We start from the raw sequence: 21,138 nt of genomic DNA on the forward strand, positions 1-21,138 counted from the left end.
TCAGTCGGGCGATCGGCCGGATCCCCGACCGATCGCCCGACACGCGTGTCGTGTGATCGAATGACTAGCGGCGCTACTCGGCGGCGCGCACCCGGTTCACGTAGTCGACGAGACCGTCGTCCGCCGCCCAGCCCATCTGGGTGCTGATGGCGGCCTTGTTCTCGTTCCACGACGCCTGGGCGGCGGCCTTGATGCCGTCGTCGTCGCCGTGGAACCGCGCCGCGAGCGCGTCCCATTTGCCGACCAGCTCCCGCACGGCGGGATCGTCGACCGGGGTGCCTTTGTTCATGTGCTCACGCAGCGCCGTCGCCAGCTCCAGCCACGACGCCTTCAGCTTCTCGACCGCCTCGGGCCCCATGGCCGCCGCGCGCTCGCGCAGGCTGGTCAGCTGGTCGGCGGTGAAGTAGCTCTCGTACACGGACATCATCTCCAAAGTGGACAGAAGGGACTCGGGATCGTCGTGACGCAGCAGCCCGGAGATGCGCGAGCGCAGCTGGTCCAACCGGAGCGCCTGAGCGTCCAGCGCGGCCAGTTGCGCCTCGAACAGCGCGTGCAGTGAGTCCGCCGAGGACAACATCGAGCGGATGTCCTCGAGCGAGAAACCCAAGGCGCGCAACGATCTCACCCGGTAGAGCAGCCGAACGTCGTCCACCGTGTACCGGCGGTGGCCGGACGGCGTGCGTTCGGATGCGACCACCAGTCCGATCTCGTCGTAGTGGTACAGGGTGCGGATCGTCAGCCCGCTCGCACGGGCGAGGTCTCCGATGCTCCATCGCGTCACGAGACGACCGTAAAACCTCCCGTTACGGGAGGTTCAAGTCCCCAATCACCTGATCGTGTGGATAAAGGAACCCGATAGCTGCTGCCGATGAACTCGAAGATCGGTCCCCAAACCAACGTGAGGAAAACTGTGTCTCGTACCGGACTGTTCCGTGCTGCCGCTCTGCTCGCCGCCGGCGCTTCGCCGCTGCTCGTCGGCGCCGCCAGCGCGGCCGAGACCCCGAACCTGCCCGCCGCGCCCGACGCGGGCACGGACAAGCTGATCGACACCGCGACGGGTGCCGCGAACCCGCTCGACGCCACCAAGGCCGTCCAGCTCCCGTCGGTCAAGGCCCCCGGTGCGCCGCAGGTCGCGCCCCAGGTCAAGACGCCGGCCGCCGGCGACGTCAAGGCGCCCGCCGCCGAGCGTTCGCTGCCGGTCGGCAGCCTGCCGGTCGGCACGCTGCCGACGCTGCCGGACGCCGGCACCGTTCCGGACGCGAAGGTCGCCGACCTGCAGGTTCCGGCCGTCTCCAAGCTGCCGGGCCTCGAGCAGGTCCAGGGCCAGCTGCCCGCCCTGGGCTGAGCCGAACCAACCCGCGAAAGCCGGGCCCATGACGCGGTGGCACCCGCGTCATGGGCCCATTTCGTGCACCAGCAGCGCGACATACAGCGACAGCACGGACTCCGGGTCCTCCAGCGACACCCCGAGCACCTGCTCGATCCGCGACAACTGCTGGTAGTACGCCGTCCGCGACAGATGCGCGGCCGAGGCCGCCGCGGACTTGTTCCCGCCGTGCTCGCACAGGCAGCGCAACAGCTCCACCAGCCGCGAGCCCTGCGCGGAGTCGCGCGACAACAACGGTCCGAGCTCGCGGTCCGCGAACGCGCGCACCCGCTCGTCCTCCCGCAGCAGGTGCAGCAACCCGCGCAGCCGCACGTCGTCGAGCCGGTGGTACAGCTGCGATCCCGGTGACCGCAACGCCGCCCCGGCCACGTGCGCGGCCTCACCCAGCGACCGTCGCACATCGACCGACGCGGACACCGTCGTGCCGACCGCGATGACGACCGACCCGGCGGCCGTGCGGTGGATCTCGCGCGCGACCTTGCGCAGCACCCCTTCAACACCCACGGTCAGCGGCAACGACAGCAGCGCGCGCACGGACGTGTCATCGACGACACCGACGAGTGCGGCCACCGTCACGCGGCGTGCGGCCAGCGCGGTCGCTTCGGCCAGGTCGCGCAGAACCTCCTGTGTCGCAAGGGTTTGCGCGGACGCGACCGCGCCCGAAGGCCGGATCGCGACGCCGACGAGCTGACGCCGTTCGAGCGGCACGCCCAGCGCCGCGGCCCGCGCGCCGAGATCCGGCGAGATCGGCGCCTGCCCGAGCAGCTGGGCCAGCAGCGTGCGGTGTGTCTGGCGTTCGAGCGACTCGCGGTCACGCGCGACGAGCCGGTGCACCGCGAGTGCCGACGCCGCGCGCTCGGCCACGACGATGTGCCGGTGCGGCGGCGGTTCGGGCGAGATCAGCACGAGCCGGCCCCAGTCCGCGCCCCGCGCGCCGACCACGGTGACCAGCCAGCCCGAGGCCGCGTGATACGCCGTGCGTTCGGACACCGTGACGTTGCGAGACCGCGAGCCCCAGTCCGCGAGCAGCTCGGAAGGGTCCTGACCTGCGGCGTCGTACGCGAGCACGTCGTGGCCGAGGGTCTCCAGCACGACCGCGAGCCCGGACGTCCGCGCCACCTCACGCAGCACCTCGGAGGGTTCGGCGCCCGCGACCGTGAGCGCGGTGAACGTCTCGTGCACCTGTTCCGCGGCCCGCAGCTCGGCGAGCTGGGCGTCCACGATCAACGCGACGACGGCCTCGGTCACCGAGACGTACCGCGTCTCCTGCGCGAGCGTGACGAGCGGTAACGCATGTCTGTCGGCGGCTTCCACGAGTGCTTGCGGTACCTCGTCGCGCCACCGGCGGCCCAGCTCCAGCACGAGCCCGGCCACCCCGACCGCGGCGAGGTCGTCGACGTACTTGGTCAGCGCGTCGTCGTCCTCACCGAGCAGCACGCCGGTCGTGAGCACGAGCTCACCGCCGCGCAGCAGCCGCGCCATGTCTGCGACCTCGGCCACATGCACCCAGCGCACACGTTTCTGCAGGCCCGCCTCGCCGGCCACGATCTTCGGCTTTCCCGCCCGCACCACGGGCAGAGCGACCACTTCGGCGACCGTCGGGTACATGGACACAACGTAATGCGAATCGCCCAATCCCGGTACAGGTTGTCCATGGCGGCAGACGGGCGGTGTCGACAGACTCCCAGCTAGGCGGAACGCGACCTGGAGGACCCCATGGACGACCTGTTGGCCCGGCACCGCGCGGTGATGCCGAAGTGGCTGGCCCTCTACTACGACCAGCCGTTGGAGATCGCGTCGGCGTCCGGCCGGCACGTGACCGACCGCGAGGGGAACACCTACCTCGACTTCTTCGCCGGGATCCTGACCAACGCGATCGGCTACGACGTGGCCGAGATCAGCGACGCGGTCCGGTCGCAGGTCGACACCGGCGTGCTGCACACGTCGACGCTGTACCTCATCCGCAAGCAGGTCGAGCTGGCCGAGAAGATCGCCTCGCTGTCGGGCATCCCGGACGCCAAGGTGTTCCTCACGAACTCCGGCACCGAGGCCAACGAGACCGCGCTGATGCTCGCGACCTCGTACCGGCGGTCCGAGCAGGTCCTGGCGTTGCGCAACTCCTACCACGGCCGGGCGTTCGCGACCGTCGGCATCACCGGCAACCGCGGCTGGTCGGCCTCTTCGCTCTCGCCGGTGAAGGTCTCGTGGGTGCACGGCGGGTATCGGTTCCGCAGCCCGTTCCGCGACTACTCGGACGCCGACTACATCAAGGCGTGCGTCGCCGACCTGCGCGACATCATCGAGACGACGACGTCCGGTGACGTGGCGTGCATGATCGTCGAGCCGATCCAGGGCGTCGGCGGCTTCGCGACGCCGCCGGACGGGCTGTTCAAGGCGTTCAAGGAAGTGCTCGACGAGTACGGGATTCTCCTGGTGTCGGACGAGGTGCAGACCGGGTGGGGCCGCACCGGCGAACACTTCTGGGGCATCCAGGCGCACGACGTGGTGCCGGATGCGATGACGTTCGCCAAGGGCCTCGGCAACGGTCTCGCCATCGGCGGCGTCGTCGCGCGCGGTGATTTGATGGACTGCCTGGGCGCGAACTCGATCTCCACGTTCGGTGGCAACCCGGTGTCCTCCGCCGGCGCTCTGGCGACGTTGAACTACCTGCTGGACCACGACCTGCAGGCCAACGCGGCCAAGCTCGGGTCGCGGCTGATCGCCGGACTGCGGTCGGTGGCTGAGCGTCACCCCGTCGTCGGTGATGTGCGGGGCAAGGGCCTGATGGTTGCTCTGGAGTTCGTCGGACCCGAGGGGGAGCCCAATCCCGCTATTGCCAGTGCCGTCCTGGAGGAGACGCGGCGGCGCGGGCTGCTGGTCGGCAAGGGCGGGTTGTACGGCAACGTGATCCGGCTGGCGCCGCCGATGACGTTGACCGAGGACGAACTCGAAGAGGCGCTGGGGATTCTGTCCGCGTCGGTGGAGGCGGTGTCCGCATGAGGATCACGCACTGGATCGGTGGCAAGCCCTGGGACGGGATCTCTTCTCGGTCGGGTGACGTTTTCGATCCCGCTTCGGGGGTCGTTGCGGCGCAGGTGGATTTCGCTTCTGTCTCGGAGGTCGATGCTGCCGTTGCTGCGGCTGCTGACGCTTTTTCGTTGTGGCGCAACGCTTCTCTGGCGCAGCGGTCTACCGTGATGTTCAAGTTCCGCGAGCTGCTGAACCTGCGCAAGGAGGATTTGGCGGAGATCGTCACCGCGGAGCACGGCAAGGTGCTTTCGGACGCGGCGGGGGAGATCCAGCGGGCGCTGGAGTCCGTCGAGTACGCGTGCGGAATTCCCGCGTTGCTGAAGGGCGGGTTCAGCGAGAACGCGTCCAACCGCGTGGACGTGTACTCGATCGAGCAGCCGCTCGGCGTGGTCGGCGTGATCTCGCCGTTCAACTTCCCGGCGATGGTGCCGCTGTGGTTCGTGCCGACGGCGATCGCCTGCGGTAACGTCGTGGTGCTGAAGCCCTCGGAGAAGGACCCGTCGGCGTCTCTGTTCATCGCCCAGCTGTTCGCCGAGGCCGGGCTGCCCGACGGCGTGCTGAACGTCGTGCACGGCGACAAGGTCGCGGTCGACCGGCTCCTCGAACATCCCACGGTGAAGTCGATCTCGTTCGTCGGGTCGACGCCGATCGCCCGGTATGTGTACGAAACCGGTACCGCACATGGGAAACGCGTGCAGGCGTTGGGCGGCGCCAAGAACCACATGGTGGTGCTGCCGGACGCCGATCTCGACCTGGCGGCGGACGCCGCGGTGTCCGCCGGGTTCGGGTCGGCGGGGGAGCGCTGCATGGCGATCTCCGTTGTGGTGGCGGTGGATCCGGTCGGTGACACCCTGGTGTCGAAGATCGCCTCCCGGATGCGGACCGTGGACGTCCGGCGCGAGATGGGGCCTCTGGTCACCGACGCGCACCGCGCCCGCGTGCGGTCCTATGTGGACGCTGGCGAGGCTTCGGGCGCCTCGATCGTGGTGGACGGCCGCGACTTCCCAGGTGACGGATTCTGGTTCGGGCCAACGCTTTTCGACCACGTTCAGCCCGACATGTCGATCTACACCGATGAGATCTTCGGCCCGGTGCTGTCCGTGGTGCGCGCGCCGTCGTACGACGCGGCCGTGTCCCTGGTCAACGCCAACCGGTACGGCAACGGCACGGCGATCTTCACCAACGACGGCGGCGCCGCCCGGCGGTTCCAGAACGAGATCGAGGTCGGCATGGTCGGCGTGAACGTGCCGATCCCGGTGCCGGTCGCCTACTACTCGTTCGGCGGCTGGAAGGAGTCGCTGTTCGGCGACTCGCACGCGTACGGCCCGCACGGCGTGCACTTCTTCACCCGCTCGAAGGTCGTCACGTCGCGGTGGCTCGACCCGTCGCACGGTGGGATCAACCTTGGATTCCCACAGAACACGTGAGCTGGTCCAGCGGTTCTACGCCGACGCGTGGAACCGCTGGGACTCGTCCGTGCTGCCGTCCCTGCTGGCCCCGGACTTCGAGTTCCGGGGCTCGCTGGGCGACACCGTGTACGGCATCCACGGCTGGTGCACCTACCGCGACAAGGTGCGGGCCGCGTCACCCGACTTCCACAACGAGATCGTGTCGCTCGTCGTGGACGGGCCGGAGGCGGCGGCACGCCTGCGCTACTCCGGGCACCACAACGGTGTGCTGCTCGGCGTCCCCGGCACCGGCGTGCTGTTCGAGTACGCCGGTGCCGCCTTCTTCACCGCCCGCGACGGGCTGCTGACGTCCGCGTGGGTGCTCGGTGACCTGGACGGGTTGCGGCGTCAGCTCAGCTGAGCACGACCGTGCTGTACCAGAGCTTGTCGTCGCGCCCGTGCGGGTAGCTGTAGTCGCCCGCGCAGCCCCAGTTGGTGTGGCAGTTGTCGCCCATGATGTACGCCGTGCGCGGCGACGTGACCGCCACACCCGTGTACCCGCTCGACCCGAGCGACGAGCAGGGCATGAACGTGCCGTCACCGGCGGGCTGGCCGTCGGTGCAGCCCGCGGTCGGGATGTTGTCGTAGAAGCTGTGCGCGGCCGACCACGTGGCGCCGCCGTCGTGGCTGAACGTGATCTTGTTGCGCGGCCTGCCGAACACCAGCATCAGCACGCCCTGGTCCATCGTGTGCAGCACGGGCGCGACGCCCTGCACCACGGTCTCGTCGGCCGCGCCCGGAACGACCACCGCCTTCAACGGCCCCCAGGCCGCGGTGGCGAGGGAAGCCGCGTCGTTCACCGGGCCGTTGGTCGTGCGCGACCCGAGGTGAGCGATGCGTTTGCCGTTCAGCACGACGTCGTAGCGGGAGATCATGACCAGATGGCCGTCCGCGCGGCGGGCGACCGAGGACTCGCTGTAGGTGTTGGTGTCGGACTTGAACACCGTCGCCGCACGCTTCCAGCTCGCGCCGTCGTTGGTGCTGACCAGCAGGTGCGACGCGTACCTGCCGGTGGCGTGCGCGGCGTAGAACGGCATCACCAGCGACTGGTCGGGCAGCCGGATGACGCGCTGGAACGCCCGCCCACCGCCGAGATAGGCCCCGCCGGACATGTCGAGCGCAGCGGTGTAGGACCGCCACGACACGCCTCCGTCGGTGGAGACGCGGCGCATGAGGTGCCCGTCCTGGACCTGTTCGTCGATCGTGGCCGTCGCACCTGTCGCCGTGCGATAGGTGTTGTTCATCTTGGCGTACGGCGTGGTGTACAGCAGCTCGCGACCGGTGGTGGCGTCGAGCGCGGGCTTCCAGTTGTTCGTGTCGGTCATGCTCGCCTGCCCGCCGACGTGGTACTGGACGCGCGTGACCAGGGAGCCGTCGTCCTTGCTGATCTGGAAGCTGCGGACGAACCGCTGCTTGGTCTGGCCGGCCTCGGTGTAGCTGACGTACTGCAACGCCGGCATCGACCGGTACTGGTAGCCGGGGTCCTGTGCCTCCACCGAGACGGGGCCGTACGTGGGTGTGAGCGCCAATGCGAGCGCCATCACCGCGACTTTCACCATGTGCCTCCCCCTTCTGGGTTTTGCCGAACTCTGCCCGTGGGGTTTCGGCCGAGCCAGTAAGTTGGAGCTGAGCTGGAGTTGGGGACCTGGAGTGAAACACCGCTTCGCGCGTGAGTTCGACGAGCTGCTCGGGCGATCCCCGTGGTCGGTCAAGAAGATCACCTCGGTGGCGCGGCGACATGGCATCGGCTACTCGACCTTGCAGACCTGGCGCACCGGCGAGCACCTGCCCCGCGCGCCCGACGACAATCCCGGCTTCTGCGCGTTCCTCGGCGAGGTGGCGGCTGATCCGGCCGAGGCACGGCGCGTGCTCGATCTGGCGACTTCGGCGTGGCGCGAGTCCGTCCGGCTCAAGAAGTCGCGGTTCGTCGGCCGGATCGAGTACCAGCAGGTGCTCGGTGCCTACCTGAAACCGAGTGATACTCCCAAGATCGTCGTCATCTGGGGTGCCGGTGGCATCGGGAAGACGGCGCTGGCGCGGCAGATCGTGCGCGACGCGGTGACCGTCGACCTGCGCGGCTCCGGTACCGATCCGCTGTCCGTGCGCCAGGCGCTGGCGGAGCTGCTCGAGTCGTTCGCGCCGGGGTTGAGCGGCGGGGTCGAGGTGCTGCGCGCGACGTACCAGCACCTCGTGTCGGCCCGGCCCGCGGTCCTGCTGCTCGACGACGCTTGTGACGCGGCGCAGGTTCTGCCACTGCTGCCTTCGTCGCCGGCGTGCGTCACGGTCGTGACCAGCCGCGATCCGTTGCAGGAGCTGGAATCCAGGGGTGCGCTGCGGGTGCGCCTGGGACCGCTGCGGCCCGCCGAGTCGCGGCAGTTGCTGTCTTCCGTGAACGCTCCGGTGTCTTCCCTGGACGAGCTCGCCGCGTTGTGCGGACACGAGCCGTTGGCACTGCGCATCGCCGCCGGACAGCTGGCCGGCTCGGACGGGCCGGCGTTGGCTCGCTATGTGGGTGCGCTGCGCGGCGGCCGGGCGACCCACGTCGAGCTGGCCTACCGCGACCTGCCCGCGGACGCGCAGGAGCTCTTCCGGCTGGCCGGCCAGAGCCCCGGTGTGGACTTCACCGTCGATGCGCTGGCCGCGTTGATCGGCAAACCCCTGACGGAGACCGAACGGCTGCTCACCCATCTCGTCGCGGTGAACCTCGTCGACCGCCGCGTGCCCGGCCGGTTCGGGCTGCACGACAAGCTGCGCCTGTTCGCGCAGGAACGTGGTGGCGACGGCGGGGCGGCGTCGCGCAGGCTCGCCGCGTACTACGCCACCGGCGCGTTCATGGCGGCGCGGCGGATCTTCCCGGAGATGCTGACGCTCGTCGAGATGCCGGTCGTCGCGGCGCCTTCGTTCGACACCGACCAGCAGGCGTCGGCGTGGCTGGCGGCCGAACGCGTGAACATCGTCGCGACCGCGTCGGCCGCGCCCGGTCTCTGGCTGGCCAACGCCTTGCGTGCGGTGCAACAGGTGCGCCCGCACGGCATCGACTGGACTCCTGTCGCCCTGGCGGCCCTGAGCAGCGCCGCTTGTGTTCGCGACCGCGCCGCCATGCATCTCGCTGCGGGACTGGCGCATTGGGGCATCGGCAAACTCGAAGCCGCCGCGGGGCACCTCTCCGACGCGGTGCGGTTGTACCGGGACCTGCGCAAGCCGCGTGAACGTGCCGTGGCGCTGCTCGCGCTGGGCGCGGTGGCCCATGTTCTCGGTCTCGCCGATGACGCGTGCGGCTACCTGACCGAGTCGCTGCGGCTTCGCCGCAGGTTCGGCGAACGCCGCGGCGAGTCCAGCGTGCTGATCTTCCTCGCCGACGTCCGTGCCGACCTCGGCGCGTTCGCGCAGGCGCAACAACACGCCTCGGTCGCACTGGAGCTGGCGGAGGAGACCGGCTACACCGCCGGAGTCGTTGGCGCGCTTGGCATTCTGGGCCGAGTCTGCGTCGCTCTGGGCGACACTTCCCGGGCCGCGTCGCACTTCCAGCGGCAGCTGGACCTCGCCACCGACCTGGAGTTCGGCTCCCGCAAGGCGATCGCGCTCGTCGGACTGGCGACGGTCGCGTGCGCCAACCGCCACTACGAGCAGGCCATCGAGCAGGCGACCTCGGCCGTGTCGATCGCCTCGGACAGCGGCAACACCGCGACGCGCTGCGACGCGCTGAACGTCATCGGCGCCGCGCACCTCGGCCGGGGCCGGCCCGCCGCTGCCGTGTCGTTCCACCGCCAGGCACTGGAGGCGTCCGAGCTGGCCGGGTACCTGCGAGGGCGCGCGGAGGCGTTGGCGGTGCTGGACTCGTTAGAGTCCTCCCGTGGACTGGGTGCGGCTGCGCCAGGAGATCACTGAGACCGCCTCGCGCGTGGGTGCGTCGCTGCGGGCGTTGCCGCCCGACACCCCACTGGCGCGGGTGACGTGGACCGCCGCCGAGACGGGCGCGCACCTGGTCAGCCTGCCCGGCCGGTACCTCGCGATGGCCGACGAGCCGCACCCGTTCCCGGCGTCGCTCGCGGAGGAGAACCAAAGGGAGCTCGCCGGCACGCGCGATCCCGCTGAGCTCGCCACCCTGCTCGAGGCCGAGGTCGGAAAGCTGCTCGCCGCGTTCATCGACGGCGACCGGCCGGTCTGGTACTACACCGCGCGGCTCGACGAATACGCGGTCACGGCGAGCATGCTCAGCGAACTGCTGTTGCACGGCACGGACCTGGCGCGTGCGCTCGGCAGGCCGTGGACCATCACGAGGCAGCAGGCCGTGGCGAGCCTGCGGGCCGTCATGCCCGCGGCCGTTCTGGTGGCCGATCCGCGAATGGCTCCGAAGGCGCGCGGCACGTATCACGTGCACGAGCGCGGTGGCGACGACTGGACTGTCGTCGTGCGCGACGAGGTGACCGTCTCACGCGGGAAGCCGGCCCGTGCCGATCTTCACCTGTCCGTCGATCCCGTGGGGTTCCTGCTCAACGCCGTCGGGCTGATGAGTCGAGCACGGTTCGCGTTGACCGGTGGCATGGTGATGTGGGGCCGCAAGCCGTGGCTCGCGGCCCCCTTCAGCGGGCTGTTCGCGCGCGTCTGAGCTATTTGGCCTTCGCTGCCAACGCTTCCGGCAGCGGGTCGTAGCGGCAGAACTGGCGGGTGAAGGTCCCGGTGCCGGACGTGAGGGACCGGAGCTCGATCGCGTAGCGCAGCAGTTCCGAACTGGGCACCTCGGCGCGAATGAGGGTGCGTCCACCCTCGTCGGCCTCGGTACCGAGAACGCGCCCCCGCCGGCCGGACAGGTCACCGAGCACGGTGCCGAGGTGTTCGTCGGGCAGCCGGATCGCCACCTCGTCCATCGGCTCGAGCAACGTGGTCCGCCCGTTGGCGGCGGCCTCCTTCAGCGCCAGCGACCCAGCCGTCTGGAAGGCGGCGTCGGACGAGTCGACCGAGTGGGCCTTGCCGTCGACCAGCGTCACCCGCACGTCGACGATCGGGATTCCGTCGTGCAGCCCGCGCTCCAGCTGGGCCCGCACCCCCTTCTCCACCGAGGGGATGAAGTTGTTGGGGATCGCGCCGCCGACGATCTTGTCGACGAACTGGAAGCCGGATCCGCGCGGCAGCGGCTCGACGATGATGTCGCACACCGCGTACTGGCCGTGGCCGCCGGACTGCTTCACGTGCCGCCCGTGGCCCTTCGACTGCGTGGCGAACGTTTCGCGCAACGCCACGCGCACCGGTTCGGTGTCGACCTCGGCGCCGCCCGCGCGCAGGCGGTCCAGCACCACGGCGGCGTGCGCTTCGCCCATGCACCACAACACCATCTGGTGCGTCTCGGGGTTGCGGTCCAGGCGCAACGTCGGGTCGCTCGCGACCAGGCGGTTGAGGTTGCGCGCCAGGTTGTCCTCGTCGGACCGGGTGCGCGGCACGACCGCGATCGGCAGCAGCGGCTCGGGCATGTCCCACGGCGCCATCAGCAGCGGCTGGTCCGGTTGCGACACGGTGTCGCCTGTCTCGGCCGAGGTGAGCTTCGTCAACGCGCACACGTCGCCCGCCACGCAGTACGGCACCTCGCGCAGGTTCGCGCCCAGCGGCGAGTAGATGTGCGCCACGCGTTCGTCCACGTCGTGGTCCTCGTGGCCGCGGTCGGCCATGCCGTGACCCGAGATGTGCACCGGGCGTTCCGGCTTCAGCGTGCCGGAGAAGACCCGGACGAGCGACACGCGGCCGACGTAGGAGTCCACAGCGGTGCGGACGACCTCGGCGACGAGTGGACCGTCGGGATCGGCGGCGAGCCTGGGGCGCGGGATGCCGTCGATGCCGGTGATCTCCGGCAGTGGGTGTTCGAGCGGGGACGGGAAGGCGCGCGCGATGCCGTCGAGCAGTTCGGTCAGGCCCATGCCGGTCGCGGCGCACACGGGGACCACCGGGTGGAAGGAGCCGCGTGCGACGGCGGTCTCCAGGTCCGTGATCAGCGTCTGCTGGTCGATCTCCTCGCCGCCGAGGTAGCGGTCCATGAGGGACTCGTCCTCGCTCTCGGCGATGATGCCCTCGATGAGCGCGGCGCGTTCCTCCGGGAACTCCTCGGACGTCAGCAGGCCCACCAGCCCATCGCCTTTGGGCAGGTAGAGCGGCACGACACCGGCGCCGAACGCCTCCTGGCACGCGGCGATCTCGGACATCACGTCCGCGCGGTGATGGTCCGTCCGCGTGATCACGACGGCGCGCGGCATGCCGACGCTCGCGCACTCCTCCCACAGCGTGACCGTGGCGGCGTCGACGCCTTCGAACGCGTTGACCACGAACAACGCGGCGTCGGCGGCGCGCAGGCCGGCCCGGAGCTCGCCCACGAAGTCCGCGTAGCCGGGGGTGTCGATGAGGTTGATCTTGATGTCACCGTGCTGGATCGGCGCCACCGCCAGTCCGACCGATCGTTGCTGCTTCACCGCGGCGGGGTCGTGGTCGCAGACCGTGTTGCCCTCGGTGACCGTGCCCGCGCGGGTCAGCACGCCGGTGGCGGCGAGCAGGGCCTCGGTGAGCGTCGTCTTGCCCGAGCCGGAAGGACCGACGAGCACGACATTGCGGACCTTGGCCGGGTCGTCCACAGCGACCGCGCCTGCCGAAGTGCCGTTGTCGGAATGTTTGCTGCCCATTTGCTAACGCTCCTCCCGGCCGTCAACTCGTAGTGTTCGATCTCACACCCGTTGAGCGGGGAGGACAAGTCCGTGGACCCGGTAGCAGCAACGCCAAGGTTGTACGGAGCGGCAGCGCCACCCGGTCGGCTGCTGCCATGGGAGTGGGCTCGTAGTCGCCTGATCGCCGCGCGCGACTACTGGATCGCGTCGGTTTCGGCGTCCGGGCGGCCGCACACCCGGCCGGTTTGGGGCGTTTGGGGGACGTTCGGGTTCTGGTTCTCGACCGGATCTTCGGCGCGCCGGAACCTGCTGGTGAACCCCCTGATCAGCGTGCATCTGCCGGACGCCGATGAGGTCGTTGTCGTCGAGGGGCGGGCTCGGTCGAGCGCGCCTGAAGCGTGCCTCCAGGCCTACAACGCCAAATATTCGTGGTCGTTCCGCGCTGATGGGGACGGGGTGGTCGACGACGACGGAACGTCCGGTGCGGCGTTCCTGGTCGTGCCCACCGCGGTGTTCGGCTGGGAGTCCGGGTTGGGCTCGCCGACAAAGTGGCACCCGTCACCACCAGGCACGGGAGACCAAGTGGACTGGTGATTACGTGCCGCAGTGGCCACCTTCAAGTGGCCACGTGGGACGTACCATCGAGGCGTTCGTTCCCTACTTGGAAAGGTTGCCCGTTGAGCACTCCCTCTGATCAGGTGACTGGCACCGCGCGCGTCAAGCGCGGCATGGCCGAGATGCTCAAGGGTGGCGTGATCATGGACGTGGTCGACGCCACTCAGGCGAAGATCGCCGAAGACGCCGGTGCCGTGGCCGTCATGGCCCTCGAGCGCGTCCCCGCCGACATTCGCGCCCAGGGCGGCGTCGCCCGCATGAGCGACCCCGACCTGATCGACGGCATCATCAACGCCGTCTCGATCCCCGTCATGGCGAAGGCCCGCATCGGCCACTTCGTCGAGGCGCAGGTGCTCGCCGCGCTCGGTGTCGACTACATCGACGAGTCCGAGGTGCTGACCCCGGCCGACTACGCGAACCACATCGACAAGTGGCAGTTCACCGTGCCTTTCGTCTGCGGTGCCACGAACCTGGGCGAGGCGCTGCGCCGCATCACCGAGGGCGCCGCGATGATCCGCTCCAAGGGCGAGGCCGGCACCGGTGACGTCTCGAACGCCACCACCCACATGCGCAAGATCCGTGGCGAGATCCGCCGCCTGCAGAACATGGCGCCCGACGAGCTGTACGTCGCGGCCAAGGAGCTGCAGGCGCCGTACGAGCTCGTCAAGGAGGTCGCGGAGGCGGGCAAGCTCCCCGTCGTCCTGTTCACCGCGGGTGGCATCGCGACCCCGGCCGACGCCGCGATGATGATGCAGCTCGGCGCCGAGGGCGTGTTCGTCGGTTCCGGCATCTTCAAGTCCGGCAACCCGGCGCAGCGCGCCGAGGCCATCGTGAAGGCCACGACGTTCTACGACGACCCGGACGTCATCGCCAAGGTCTCGCGCGGCCTCGGTGAGGCCATGGTCGGCATCAACGTCGACGACATCCCCGAGCCGCACCGCCTGGCCGAGCGCGGCTGGTAAGTCGTTTGGAGCGGACCCCCAGGGCTTGAGGCCCTGGGGGTCCTCTTTATTGGGGCCGAAAGGCCCTGGGTCGTGCTCCGGTCAGCCCGCACACTCTGTCGGTCGCCGGGTGATTGGAGCTTCAACTATGTATCGAGCTCGCCTGATGCTCGCCGCAGCGGCCGTCGGTGCCTTTTTCGCCGCTGTCTTGGTGTCCTTCTAGCTTCCGATACCGCACGCGGCACGGACTCTGCGGCCAGTTGTTGGCCTGCCCCTTCGCGGGCTGCGGATCCGTGTCGATCAGCTCCAGGTCCAGGCGCTGGAAGAGCCTGGTGACGATCACCTTCATCTCCGTGTAGGCGAAGTTCTCGCCGAGGCACCGGTGGAAGCCGCCGCCGAACCCGTACAGGGCAGGCTTCTTCTGGCCGATGAAGCGGTCCGGGTTGTACTCGTGCGGGTCCGGGAAGACCTCGTCGAGCCGATGCGACTTCCCAGGGTGCAGCACGACGATCGCGCCCTTCGGGATCGTGTGCCCGTCGTACTCGATGTCCTCGACCGCCTTGCGCACCACGCCGTTCGTGACCGGGTGCAGGCGTTCCGTCTCGTGCAGCGCGCGGTCGAGGTTCTCCATGCGGTGCAACGTCTTCGCGTCGAGCGTCTCCTCGTTCTCGATCTTGGTTCGCTCGTGCGGGTTGCGCAGCAGGTCGATCACGGCCCAGCTCAGGTGGCTGACCGTCGTCTCGTGGCCCACCCACACGAGCATCAGCACCATCGCGACGAGGACTTCGTCCGGCACCGGTTCCTTCGTGTCGGCGTAGATCGCGGTCGAGAGGGTCTGCAGGAAGTCCGGTTCTGGCAACGGGTTGCGGCGCCGGTCCTCGATGAGCTGCTTGCTCTTTTTCCGGAGCAGGTCCCGTGCGCGGTGGCTGCGGATCAGGTGCGGCGCCGGGAACCAGCCGGGCAGGATCGGGTCCATCCCCTCGGAGAACCGCTTGAACGTCGCGAAGAAGCCGTCGAACTTGGCCGCGACGTCCTCGCCCAGGAACGAGCTCGCCGTGATGTCGATGATCAGCGGGCCGAAGGCTTCGACGAGGTCGAACTCGCCCTGGTCCGGCAGGTTGTCGATGAACTCGTTCGCCTTGCGGTCCATAAGGTCGATGTGGCCGGCGATGTGCTTACCCGAGAACTGGGGGAGGAGGATGTCTCTTTGCCTGCGGTATTCGTCTTGCTCCGCAAGGAAGTACGCGCGGCCGAACATGTGCAGGAAGAACGGATAGGCGTCCTTGATGGACAGTCGCTTGTCCGTCTCCTTGAACAGGAAGCTCGCGTGGTCCGGGCCCAGCAGCACCACACCCGGCCGGCCGGGCAGCTTGACGCTGAAGATCGTGCCGTGTTCGCGGAGGCCTCTTTCGACCAGGGCGTCGGGGTTGCGCAGGAACTCGACGGTGTGGCCGAGGAGTGGTTTGGCGCCGGACACGGTGGGTGGAAGTGCCATGACTGGCTGTATACCGCCGTTTGTTCCATGCGGCCAAGCCGTGTGCCGCCTTACGAGACGGGATACGTCTCGATCTTCGCGCGGTGACCGTTCGAGCCCGCGAGCTTGGCGTCACAGGTGACGAGGGGAACGTCCAGCTCTTCGGCCAGCGCGACGTAGGCCGCGTCATACGCCGTGATGCTCTTGCGTAGTTCCCAGATTCGTGCGACGAGTGGTAGGTGCGGGACGCGCACGACCGGCATGGCGGCCAGGTTGTCCACGGTCAGCTGCGCCGCGTCCGCCGGGAGGCTGCCGACGCGCTCTTGCCTGCGCATGGCGTGGAGAATCTCCAGGTCGATGACGTGCGGTGCGCAGGCTGAGGCGCCGACGACGCGTTTGAAAAGATCCGGTTGTTCAGCGGGCTGATTGACGAACAGGGTGACCATCACCGAGGCGTCAACCACGATGCGGTTGCTCATACCTCGTGTCGGTCCCGCCACTCGCGGATCTCGGCGATGAGGTCGTTTGCGGTCACCGTGCCCCAGTCGAGCTGCTGGATCTCGCCCAGCCAGTCGGCCATGGTCGGCCCCTTGGCGAGCTCCCGCTCGGCACGCTCCACGTACGCCGTCAACGTCAGCGCCCGCGGGCGCACGGTGTCGCCGACGTGCTCCTGCCTGGCGTTTTCGGACATGGGATCAAGCCTATCCGGTGGTACTGACAAAGCCACGCTCCTTTCGTGTTCGATCACATGTTCTAGATCGGCCGTGCGAAAGCGTGGCTTGATCACTCGATCGGTTGCTCGGTGGTCAGATGTGCTCCATGACCAGGGTGGCCGTCGACCCCGCCTCCAGCGCCAGGCAGATGTGCGGCAGGTCCCCGGGATAGAGCAGGTAGTCACCGGGCCCGAGATCCACCGGCGAGTCCATCAGCCCGGCCCGCACCCGCCCGGTGCACACGATGATGTGCTCGACGGTCCCCGGCATGTGCGGCTCGGACTCCCGCGCGGCTCCGGGCTCCAGCGCCAGCCAGTAGATGTCCCGCCGCGCCCCAGGCGGGCACGAGGCCAGCAGCGAAGCCGCGTAGTGCGCACGTTCGGAGTGCACGACGGGCCCCTCGCCGGCGCGGATCAGGTGCACGCGCGGCACGGGCGGGTCCACGAGACGCGAGAACGGCACCCCCAGAGCGACGCCGAGGGACCACAGCGTCTCGACGGACGGGTTGCCGCTGCCGGACTCGAGCTGCGACAGCGTGGACTTGGCGATCCCGGCGCGCTTGGCCAGTTCGGACAGTGAGAGGCCGGCGCGGTCGCGTTCGCGGCGCAGGGACGCCGCGATGACGTCGAGGGGTGCAGTGTTCGACACAACAGTCCAATCGTTCGGCTTGACGAACGGCAAACCTAGTGTTCAGCATAGAAGACGATGCGTTCGATATGGCGAACCCTGGACTCGGTGCTGCTGCGTGATGTGACCGCGGTGGCGCTGGGCGCTGCTGTCAACGGTGCCTCGTTCGGCGCGATCTCGGTGGCCTCCGGGCTGCCGTGGTGGATGCCGGTGGTCATGTCCGTGCTGATCTTCGCGGGCGGGGCGCAGTTCATGATCGTCGGCATCATGGCCGCCGGCGGGAGTCCCGTCGCGGCGATCGTCGGCGGGCTCGTGCTCAACGCTCGGCACCTGCCGTTCGGGCTGGCCGTCGGCGACGTGCTGGGCAAGAGCTGGATCAGCCGCGTGGTGGGCAGTCACCTCATGATCGACGAGTCGGTCGCGTTCGCGATGAACCAGAGCGACCCGCGGAAGGCCAAGGCGGCCTACTGGGCTTGTGGCGTCAGCCTGTTCGTCAGCTGGAACGTCGGTGTCACGGCCGGGGCGCTCGTCGGGCAGGCGATCGGCGACCCGATGGCGTTCGGGCTCGACGCGGCGTTCCCGGCCGCCCTGCTCGCGCTGACGTTGCCGGCGCTCAAGGACCGCAAGACGCGTCAGGCGGCCATCGGCGGCGCTGCGATCGCGCTCGTCGCCACGCCCTACCTGCCGCCCGGCCTGCCGGTGTTGCTCGCGCTCGCGGGGCTCGTGGTCTTCAGGACCAAGGAGGTGCAGCCATGCCCATGAGCGTCTTGCTGGTGATCGCGGCCGGGACGTTCGCGTTCCGGTTCGCCGGGCCGCTGCTGCGGGACCGGATCACGTTGCCGGACCGGGTCAAGGAGGTCATGTCGGCGGCGGCGACCGTGCTGCTGGTCGCTCTGGTGGCCACCGCGGCCCTGACCAGCAACCGGCACTTCGCCGGGTGGGCGTTGCCGATCGGGGTGGCCGTCGGCGGGCTCGCGGCGTGGCGGAAGGCGCCGTTCATCGTGGTCGTGGTGATTGCGGCGGCAACGACTGCAGGACTGCGACTATTCGGGGTGAATTAGACATATCACCCGTGCTTGCGAATGTGCGAAAAGAGCAGGTTCGTGTGCACCTCTGCGACTTCGCGGCGATTGGTGAAGCGATCGAGCACCAGTCGTTGCAAATGGCCGACGTCCGCTACCGCGACGTGGACGAGGAAGTCCTCCGGACCCGTTACGTGAGAAAGCGCTAGCGTTTCCGGCAGGCTCAGCACATAGCGCATGAACGGTTCGACGATGTCACGGGTATGGGGACGGATTCGGATCGCGATCATGGCCTGTACGGGACTGCCGACGGCCGCCAGATCGACCGCGGCGTGGTAGCCGGTGATCACGCCGCGCTCGCGCAGCGACCGGTGCCGGACGATGCACGTCGAGGGTGCGACGTTGACCAGTTCGGCCAGGTCCTTGTTGTGCAGTCGAGCATCCTTCTGCAGTTCCCGCACGATGGCGGCATCGATCGAATCGAGCACGGCGATCACCTCGTCCAGTCGAAGAAGATGCGGAAGGATGACCGCAACGCCGACGAAATGTCCACCATTCGCCGCATGACGCGCATCGAGACCATGGCTGTCCACGGCGGACGTGACGACCTCACCGACCTCGGCGTGCACGCGCCGCCGATCGACCTCTCGACCACCTACCCGATGGCCGACCAGCTCAAGGCGGGCGAGGCGCTGCAGGACTGGGCCGAGGGCGCGGCGCACGCGAAGTCGCCGGTCTACGCGCGGCTGCACAACCCGACCGTCGCGCGGTTCGAGCAGGCGCTCGCGCAGCTCGAGGCCACCGACGCGGCCGTCGCGTTCGGCAGTGGCATGGCGGCCGTGACGGCGGTTCTGCAGGCCTCGTGCGTGATGCGCGGCAAGCCGCACGTCGTTGCCGTCCGTCCGCTGTACGGCGGCACGGATCACCTGCTCTCATCAGGGCTTTTGGGCGTCACGACGACGTACACGACCCAGGACGAAGTAGCTCGGGAGATCAGGCCCGACACGGGTCTCGTGGTGATCGAGACCCCGGCCAACCCGAACCTGGACCTGATCGACATCGCGCATGTCGTCGCCCAGGCCGGGGACGTCCCGGTCATGGTTGACAACACCTTCGCGACGCCGATCCTGCAGAACCCGGCCGCGTTCGGCGCGACCTACGTGTTGCATTCGGGCACCAAGTACCTCGGCGGGCACGGCGACGTGCTGGGCGGCGTCGTGGCGTGCGCGGAATCGCTTGCGGGACCGTTGCGGCAGGTCCGGATCCTCACCGGCGCCGTGCTGCACCCGCTCGGCGGTTACCTGCTGCACCGCGGCCTCGCCACCCTCCCGCTGCGCGTCGAAGCCGCGCAGCGGACGGCGAAACTGCTGGTGGAACGCTTGGGCAACCACGACGCCGTCGAGTTCGTCCGGTACCCGAAGCCCGACGGTCTGCAGCTGCGCGGATCCGGCGCGATGATCGCGTTCGCGACACGCGCCGACCCGTTCGACGTCGTGCGCCGGCTGAAGCTGATCACGCCCGCCGTCAGCCTCGGATCCGTCGACACGCTGATCGAGCACCCGGCCGCACTGACGCATCGGCTCGTACCAGGTCAGGCGCGAGAAGCGAGTGGTGTTCCCGCGAATCTTCTTCGCGTCTCTATTGGGCTGGAACACTTTGACGACATTTGGCACGATCTGAACCGGGCATTGTGTGACGCTGCTTACGTTAAGGCTTCCCCAAGCGATTACTGGGCGATGACCGCTGCTCACTAGAGTGCCCGAATCGGCGCATCGGGGCGCGGGAGGTTCCGATGCGATGCGAATTGTTCATTCGGGAAGGAACCCCTCGTGAGTTCTGTCGAAACCGACGCAGACGGATACACGAAAGCCCTGTCAAAGCGTCAGGTTCAGATGATCGCCATCGGTGGCGCGATCGGTGTCGGATTGTTCCTCGGTGCGGGCGGGCGCCTCGCCACCGCGGGACCTTCACTGATCCTGTCCTACGCGGTCTGCGGCCTGGCCGCGTTCTTCGTGATGCGCGCACTGGGCGAGCTGGTGCTGTACCGGCCCGTCTCGGGCAGCTTCGTGGAGTACGCCCGTGAGTTCATCGGACCGTGGGCGGGCTACGCGTCCGGCTGGATGTACTGGCTGAACTGGGCGATGACGGGCATCGCCGAGATCACGGCCGTCGCGATCTACATGCACCGCTGGTTCCCGGACCTGCCGCAGTGGATCACCGCGCTGGTCGCGCTGGTGTTCCTCGTCGCGATCAACCTGGTGTCGGTCAAGCTCTTCGGTGAGCTGGAGTTCTGGTTCTCCGTCATCAAGGTGACGGCAATCGTCGTCTTCCTCGTCACCGGTATCGGCCTGGTCATCGCCGCCGCCGACATCGGTGGCACCACGGCGAGCGTGTCGAACGTCGTGAGCCACGGCGGGTTGTTCCCGGCGGGCTTCGGCGTCGCGCTGATGACGCTGCAGGCGGTCGTGTTCGCCTACGCCGGCATCGAGCTCGTCGGCATCGCGGCGGGGGAGACGAAGAACCCGGACAAGATCCTGCCGCGCGCGATCAACGGCGTCGTCTACCGCATCGCCGTGTTCTACGTCGGCTCGGTGCTGCTGCTCACGATGTTGTTGCCGTGGAACCACTTCACGGGCACCGAGAGTCCTTTCGTGACGGTCTTCTCCGCGCTGGGCATCCCGGCGGTCGGCGACATCATGAACGCCGTCGTGCTCACCGCGGCGCTGTCGTCGTGCAACTCGGGCCTCTACTCCACGGGCCGCATCCTGCGGTCGCTGGCGCAGAAGGGCGAGGCGCCCTCGTTCACCGGCAAGATGAACTCGGGCCACGTGCCCTACGGCGGCATCCTCTTCACCGCGGGCGCCTACGTCGTCGGCGTGGTGATGAACTACCTGGTGCCGAAGGAGGCGTTCGACATCGCCATCGCGATCGCCTCGCTCGGCGTGGTCGCGACCTGGGCGACGTTGATCATCTGTCAGATGAAGCTGCGCGACAAGGCGTTGCGCGGCGAGGTGCAGCGGCCGTCGTACCGGATGCCCGGCGCCCCGTACACGAACTGGCTGACGCTCGGGTTCCTCGTGCTCGTGGTCGTGCAGATGGCCTTCGCGGCCGAAGCCGAGAAGATCGCGTTCTGGTCGATCCCGGTCGTCGTCGCCGTCCTGGCCGTCGGTTGGCGCTTCATCAAGGCGCGCGCCCCGCGTGACCAGGAGCTGGTTACTGTCGGCGACTGACCGCCGA

21 protein-coding genes are annotated in these 21,138 nt (G+C 68.8%); 12 read left to right on the forward strand and 9 right to left on the reverse strand.

The features are described 5' to 3' along the window. Positions 1-73: 73 nt before the first annotated feature. The gene (locus QSK35_RS28285) at positions 74-781 is read right to left on the reverse strand and encodes a MerR family transcriptional regulator (RefSeq protein ID WP_285750571.1); all 708 of its coding nucleotides are present in this window, start codon (positions 779-781) and stop codon (positions 74-76) included. Positions 782-910: 129 nt separating this feature from the next. On the opposite strand from QSK35_RS28285, the gene QSK35_RS28290 reads away from it, so the two are divergent. After that, positions 911-1,345 carry a hypothetical protein gene (locus tag QSK35_RS28290; protein ID WP_285750572.1) on the forward strand — a complete coding sequence of 145 codons (435 nt, stop codon included), beginning with the start codon at positions 911-913 and terminating at the stop codon, positions 1,343-1,345. Positions 1,346-1,393: 48 nt separating this feature from the next. Here QSK35_RS28290 and QSK35_RS28295 read toward each other — a convergent pair whose 3' ends face one another. After that, on the reverse strand, positions 1,394-2,995 hold the full coding sequence (locus QSK35_RS28295) for a PucR family transcriptional regulator (RefSeq protein ID WP_285750573.1): 1,602 nt from the start codon (positions 2,993-2,995) through the stop codon (positions 1,394-1,396). Between the two features lie 108 nt (positions 2,996-3,103). Here QSK35_RS28295 and QSK35_RS28300 point away from each other — a divergent pair, with 108 nt between their 5' ends. The 3 genes from QSK35_RS28300 to QSK35_RS28310 are packed head-to-tail and all read left to right on the forward strand — an operon-like array spanning position 3,104 to position 6,226. Then, a complete protein-coding gene (locus QSK35_RS28300; protein WP_285750574.1) occupies positions 3,104-4,387 on the forward strand; it encodes an aspartate aminotransferase family protein in 1,284 nt (427 codons plus the stop codon). Further along, on the forward strand, positions 4,384-5,844 hold the full coding sequence (locus QSK35_RS28305; RefSeq protein ID WP_285750575.1) for a CoA-acylating methylmalonate-semialdehyde dehydrogenase: 1,461 nt from the start codon (positions 4,384-4,386) through the stop codon (positions 5,842-5,844). Before QSK35_RS28300 ends, QSK35_RS28305 begins: the two co-directional genes overlap by 4 nt. Further along, complete coding sequence (locus tag QSK35_RS28310) at positions 5,822-6,226, forward strand: ester cyclase (RefSeq protein WP_285750576.1); 405 nt, start codon at positions 5,822-5,824, stop codon at positions 6,224-6,226. The genes QSK35_RS28305 and QSK35_RS28310 overlap by 23 nt, the downstream gene beginning before the upstream one ends. Here QSK35_RS28310 and QSK35_RS28315 read toward each other — a convergent pair. Beyond that, on the reverse strand, positions 6,219-7,424 hold the full coding sequence (locus QSK35_RS28315; RefSeq protein ID WP_285750577.1) for a sialidase family protein: 1,206 nt from the start codon (positions 7,422-7,424) through the stop codon (positions 6,219-6,221). The genes QSK35_RS28310 and QSK35_RS28315 overlap by 8 nt on opposite strands. 91 nt (positions 7,425-7,515) lie before the next feature. On the opposite strand from QSK35_RS28315, the gene QSK35_RS28320 reads away from it, so the two are divergent. Both QSK35_RS28320 and QSK35_RS28325 read left to right on the forward strand, forming a co-directional pair. Then, on the forward strand, positions 7,516-9,753 hold the full coding sequence (locus tag QSK35_RS28320; protein ID WP_285750578.1) for a tetratricopeptide repeat protein: 2,238 nt from the start codon (positions 7,516-7,518) through the stop codon (positions 9,751-9,753). After that, positions 9,719-10,474, forward strand: a complete 756-nt coding sequence (locus QSK35_RS28325; protein ID WP_285750579.1) for a maleylpyruvate isomerase mycothiol-dependent enzyme family protein — start codon at positions 9,719-9,721, stop codon at positions 10,472-10,474. Before QSK35_RS28320 ends, QSK35_RS28325 begins: the two co-directional genes overlap by 35 nt. Before the next feature lies 1 nt (position 10,475). Here QSK35_RS28325 and QSK35_RS28330 read toward each other — a convergent pair whose 3' ends face one another. Then, positions 10,476-12,527: an elongation factor G-like protein EF-G2 gene (locus QSK35_RS28330; RefSeq protein ID WP_285750580.1), complete on the reverse strand. Its 2,052-nt coding sequence runs from the start codon at positions 12,525-12,527 to the stop codon at positions 10,476-10,478. Between the two features lie 72 nt (positions 12,528-12,599). On the opposite strand from QSK35_RS28330, the gene QSK35_RS28335 reads away from it, so the two are divergent. Continuing rightward, a complete protein-coding gene (locus QSK35_RS28335; protein ID WP_285750581.1) occupies positions 12,600-13,103 on the forward strand; it encodes a pyridoxamine 5'-phosphate oxidase family protein in 504 nt (167 codons plus the stop codon). Positions 13,104-13,186: 83 nt separating this feature from the next. Then, complete coding sequence (gene pdxS / locus QSK35_RS28340) at positions 13,187-14,086, forward strand: pyridoxal 5'-phosphate synthase lyase subunit PdxS (protein WP_285750582.1); 900 nt, start codon at positions 13,187-13,189, stop codon at positions 14,084-14,086. Positions 14,087-14,207: 121 nt separating this feature from the next. Here pdxS and QSK35_RS28345 read toward each other — a convergent pair whose 3' ends face one another. From QSK35_RS28345 to QSK35_RS28360, 4 genes are all read right to left on the reverse strand, one after another. Further along, positions 14,208-15,560 carry a cytochrome P450 gene (locus tag QSK35_RS28345; RefSeq protein WP_285750583.1) on the reverse strand — a complete coding sequence of 451 codons (1,353 nt, stop codon included), beginning with the start codon at positions 15,558-15,560 and terminating at the stop codon, positions 14,208-14,210. A 50-nt stretch (positions 15,561-15,610) separates the two neighbouring features. Next, entirely contained in the window at positions 15,611-16,018 is a 408-nt protein-coding gene (locus tag QSK35_RS28350; RefSeq protein WP_285750584.1) for a type II toxin-antitoxin system VapC family toxin, read from the reverse strand. Beyond that, entirely contained in the window at positions 16,015-16,230 is a 216-nt protein-coding gene (locus QSK35_RS28355) for a hypothetical protein (RefSeq protein ID WP_285750585.1), read from the reverse strand. Before QSK35_RS28355 ends, QSK35_RS28350 begins: the two co-directional genes overlap by 4 nt. A 115-nt stretch (positions 16,231-16,345) precedes the next feature. Further along, complete coding sequence (locus QSK35_RS28360; RefSeq protein WP_285750586.1) at positions 16,346-16,900, reverse strand: helix-turn-helix domain-containing protein; 555 nt, start codon at positions 16,898-16,900, stop codon at positions 16,346-16,348. Between the two features lie 57 nt (positions 16,901-16,957). Between QSK35_RS28360 and QSK35_RS28365 the strand changes: the two genes are divergently transcribed. Together QSK35_RS28365 and QSK35_RS28370 are read left to right on the forward strand one after the other, a co-directional pair. Next, complete coding sequence (locus tag QSK35_RS28365) at positions 16,958-17,641, forward strand: AzlC family ABC transporter permease (protein ID WP_285750587.1); 684 nt, start codon at positions 16,958-16,960, stop codon at positions 17,639-17,641. Beyond that, a complete protein-coding gene (locus QSK35_RS28370) occupies positions 17,632-17,940 on the forward strand; it encodes an AzlD domain-containing protein (RefSeq protein ID WP_285750588.1) in 309 nt (102 codons plus the stop codon). Before QSK35_RS28365 ends, QSK35_RS28370 begins: the two co-directional genes overlap by 10 nt. Positions 17,941-17,945: 5 nt before the next feature. Here the strand turns inward: QSK35_RS28370 and QSK35_RS28375 are convergent, their stop codons facing one another. Further along, positions 17,946-18,494 carry an Lrp/AsnC family transcriptional regulator gene (locus QSK35_RS28375; RefSeq protein ID WP_502881725.1) on the reverse strand — a complete coding sequence of 183 codons (549 nt, stop codon included), beginning with the start codon at positions 18,492-18,494 and terminating at the stop codon, positions 17,946-17,948. On the opposite strand from QSK35_RS28375, the gene QSK35_RS28380 reads away from it, so the two are divergent. Further along, positions 18,465-19,655, forward strand: a complete 1,191-nt coding sequence (locus tag QSK35_RS28380) for a trans-sulfuration enzyme family protein (RefSeq protein WP_285750589.1) — start codon at positions 18,465-18,467, stop codon at positions 19,653-19,655. The two genes, QSK35_RS28375 and QSK35_RS28380, sit on opposite strands and share 30 nt — an antisense overlap. 138 nt (positions 19,656-19,793) lie before the next feature. After that, positions 19,794-21,131 (forward strand): amino acid permease, encoded by a 1,338-nt coding sequence (locus QSK35_RS28385; protein WP_502881728.1) that lies wholly within the window; start codon positions 19,794-19,796, stop codon positions 21,129-21,131. Positions 21,132-21,138 lie beyond the last annotated feature (7 nt).

The sequence above is a fragment of the Lentzea sp. NBRC 105346 genome (assembly GCF_030269605.1).
Lineage (GTDB): Bacteria > Actinomycetota > Actinomycetes > Mycobacteriales > Pseudonocardiaceae > Lentzea.

Excerpts from the sequence above, each read along its gene's own strand:
- QSK35_RS28295 (WP_285750573.1), bottom strand. The coding sequence starts at position 2,995 with ATGTACCCGACGGTCGCCGAAGTGGTCGCTCTGCCCGTGGTGCGGGCG.
- QSK35_RS28300 (WP_285750574.1), top strand. The coding sequence starts at position 3,104 with ATGGACGACCTGTTGGCCCGGCACCGCGCGGTGATGCCGAAGTGGCTG.
- QSK35_RS28305 (WP_285750575.1), top strand. The coding sequence starts at position 4,384 with ATGAGGATCACGCACTGGATCGGTGGCAAGCCCTGGGACGGGATCTCT.
- QSK35_RS28315 (WP_285750577.1), bottom strand. The coding sequence starts at position 7,424 with ATGGTGAAAGTCGCGGTGATGGCGCTCGCATTGGCGCTCACACCCACG.
- QSK35_RS28330 (WP_285750580.1), bottom strand. The coding sequence starts at position 12,527 with ATGGGCAGCAAACATTCCGACAACGGCACTTCGGCAGGCGCGGTCGCT.
- QSK35_RS28345 (WP_285750583.1), bottom strand. The coding sequence starts at position 15,560 with ATGGCACTTCCACCCACCGTGTCCGGCGCCAAACCACTCCTCGGCCAC.
- QSK35_RS28350 (WP_285750584.1), bottom strand. The coding sequence starts at position 16,018 with ATGAGCAACCGCATCGTGGTTGACGCCTCGGTGATGGTCACCCTGTTC.
- QSK35_RS28355 (WP_285750585.1), bottom strand. The coding sequence starts at position 16,230 with ATGTCCGAAAACGCCAGGCAGGAGCACGTCGGCGACACCGTGCGCCCG.
- QSK35_RS28365 (WP_285750587.1), top strand. The coding sequence starts at position 16,958 with ATGCGTTCGATATGGCGAACCCTGGACTCGGTGCTGCTGCGTGATGTG.
- QSK35_RS28370 (WP_285750588.1), top strand. The coding sequence starts at position 17,632 with ATGCCCATGAGCGTCTTGCTGGTGATCGCGGCCGGGACGTTCGCGTTC.
- QSK35_RS28380 (WP_285750589.1), top strand. The coding sequence starts at position 18,465 with ATGACGCGCATCGAGACCATGGCTGTCCACGGCGGACGTGACGACCTC.
- QSK35_RS28385 (WP_502881728.1), top strand. The coding sequence starts at position 19,794 with ATGATCGCCATCGGTGGCGCGATCGGTGTCGGATTGTTCCTCGGTGCG.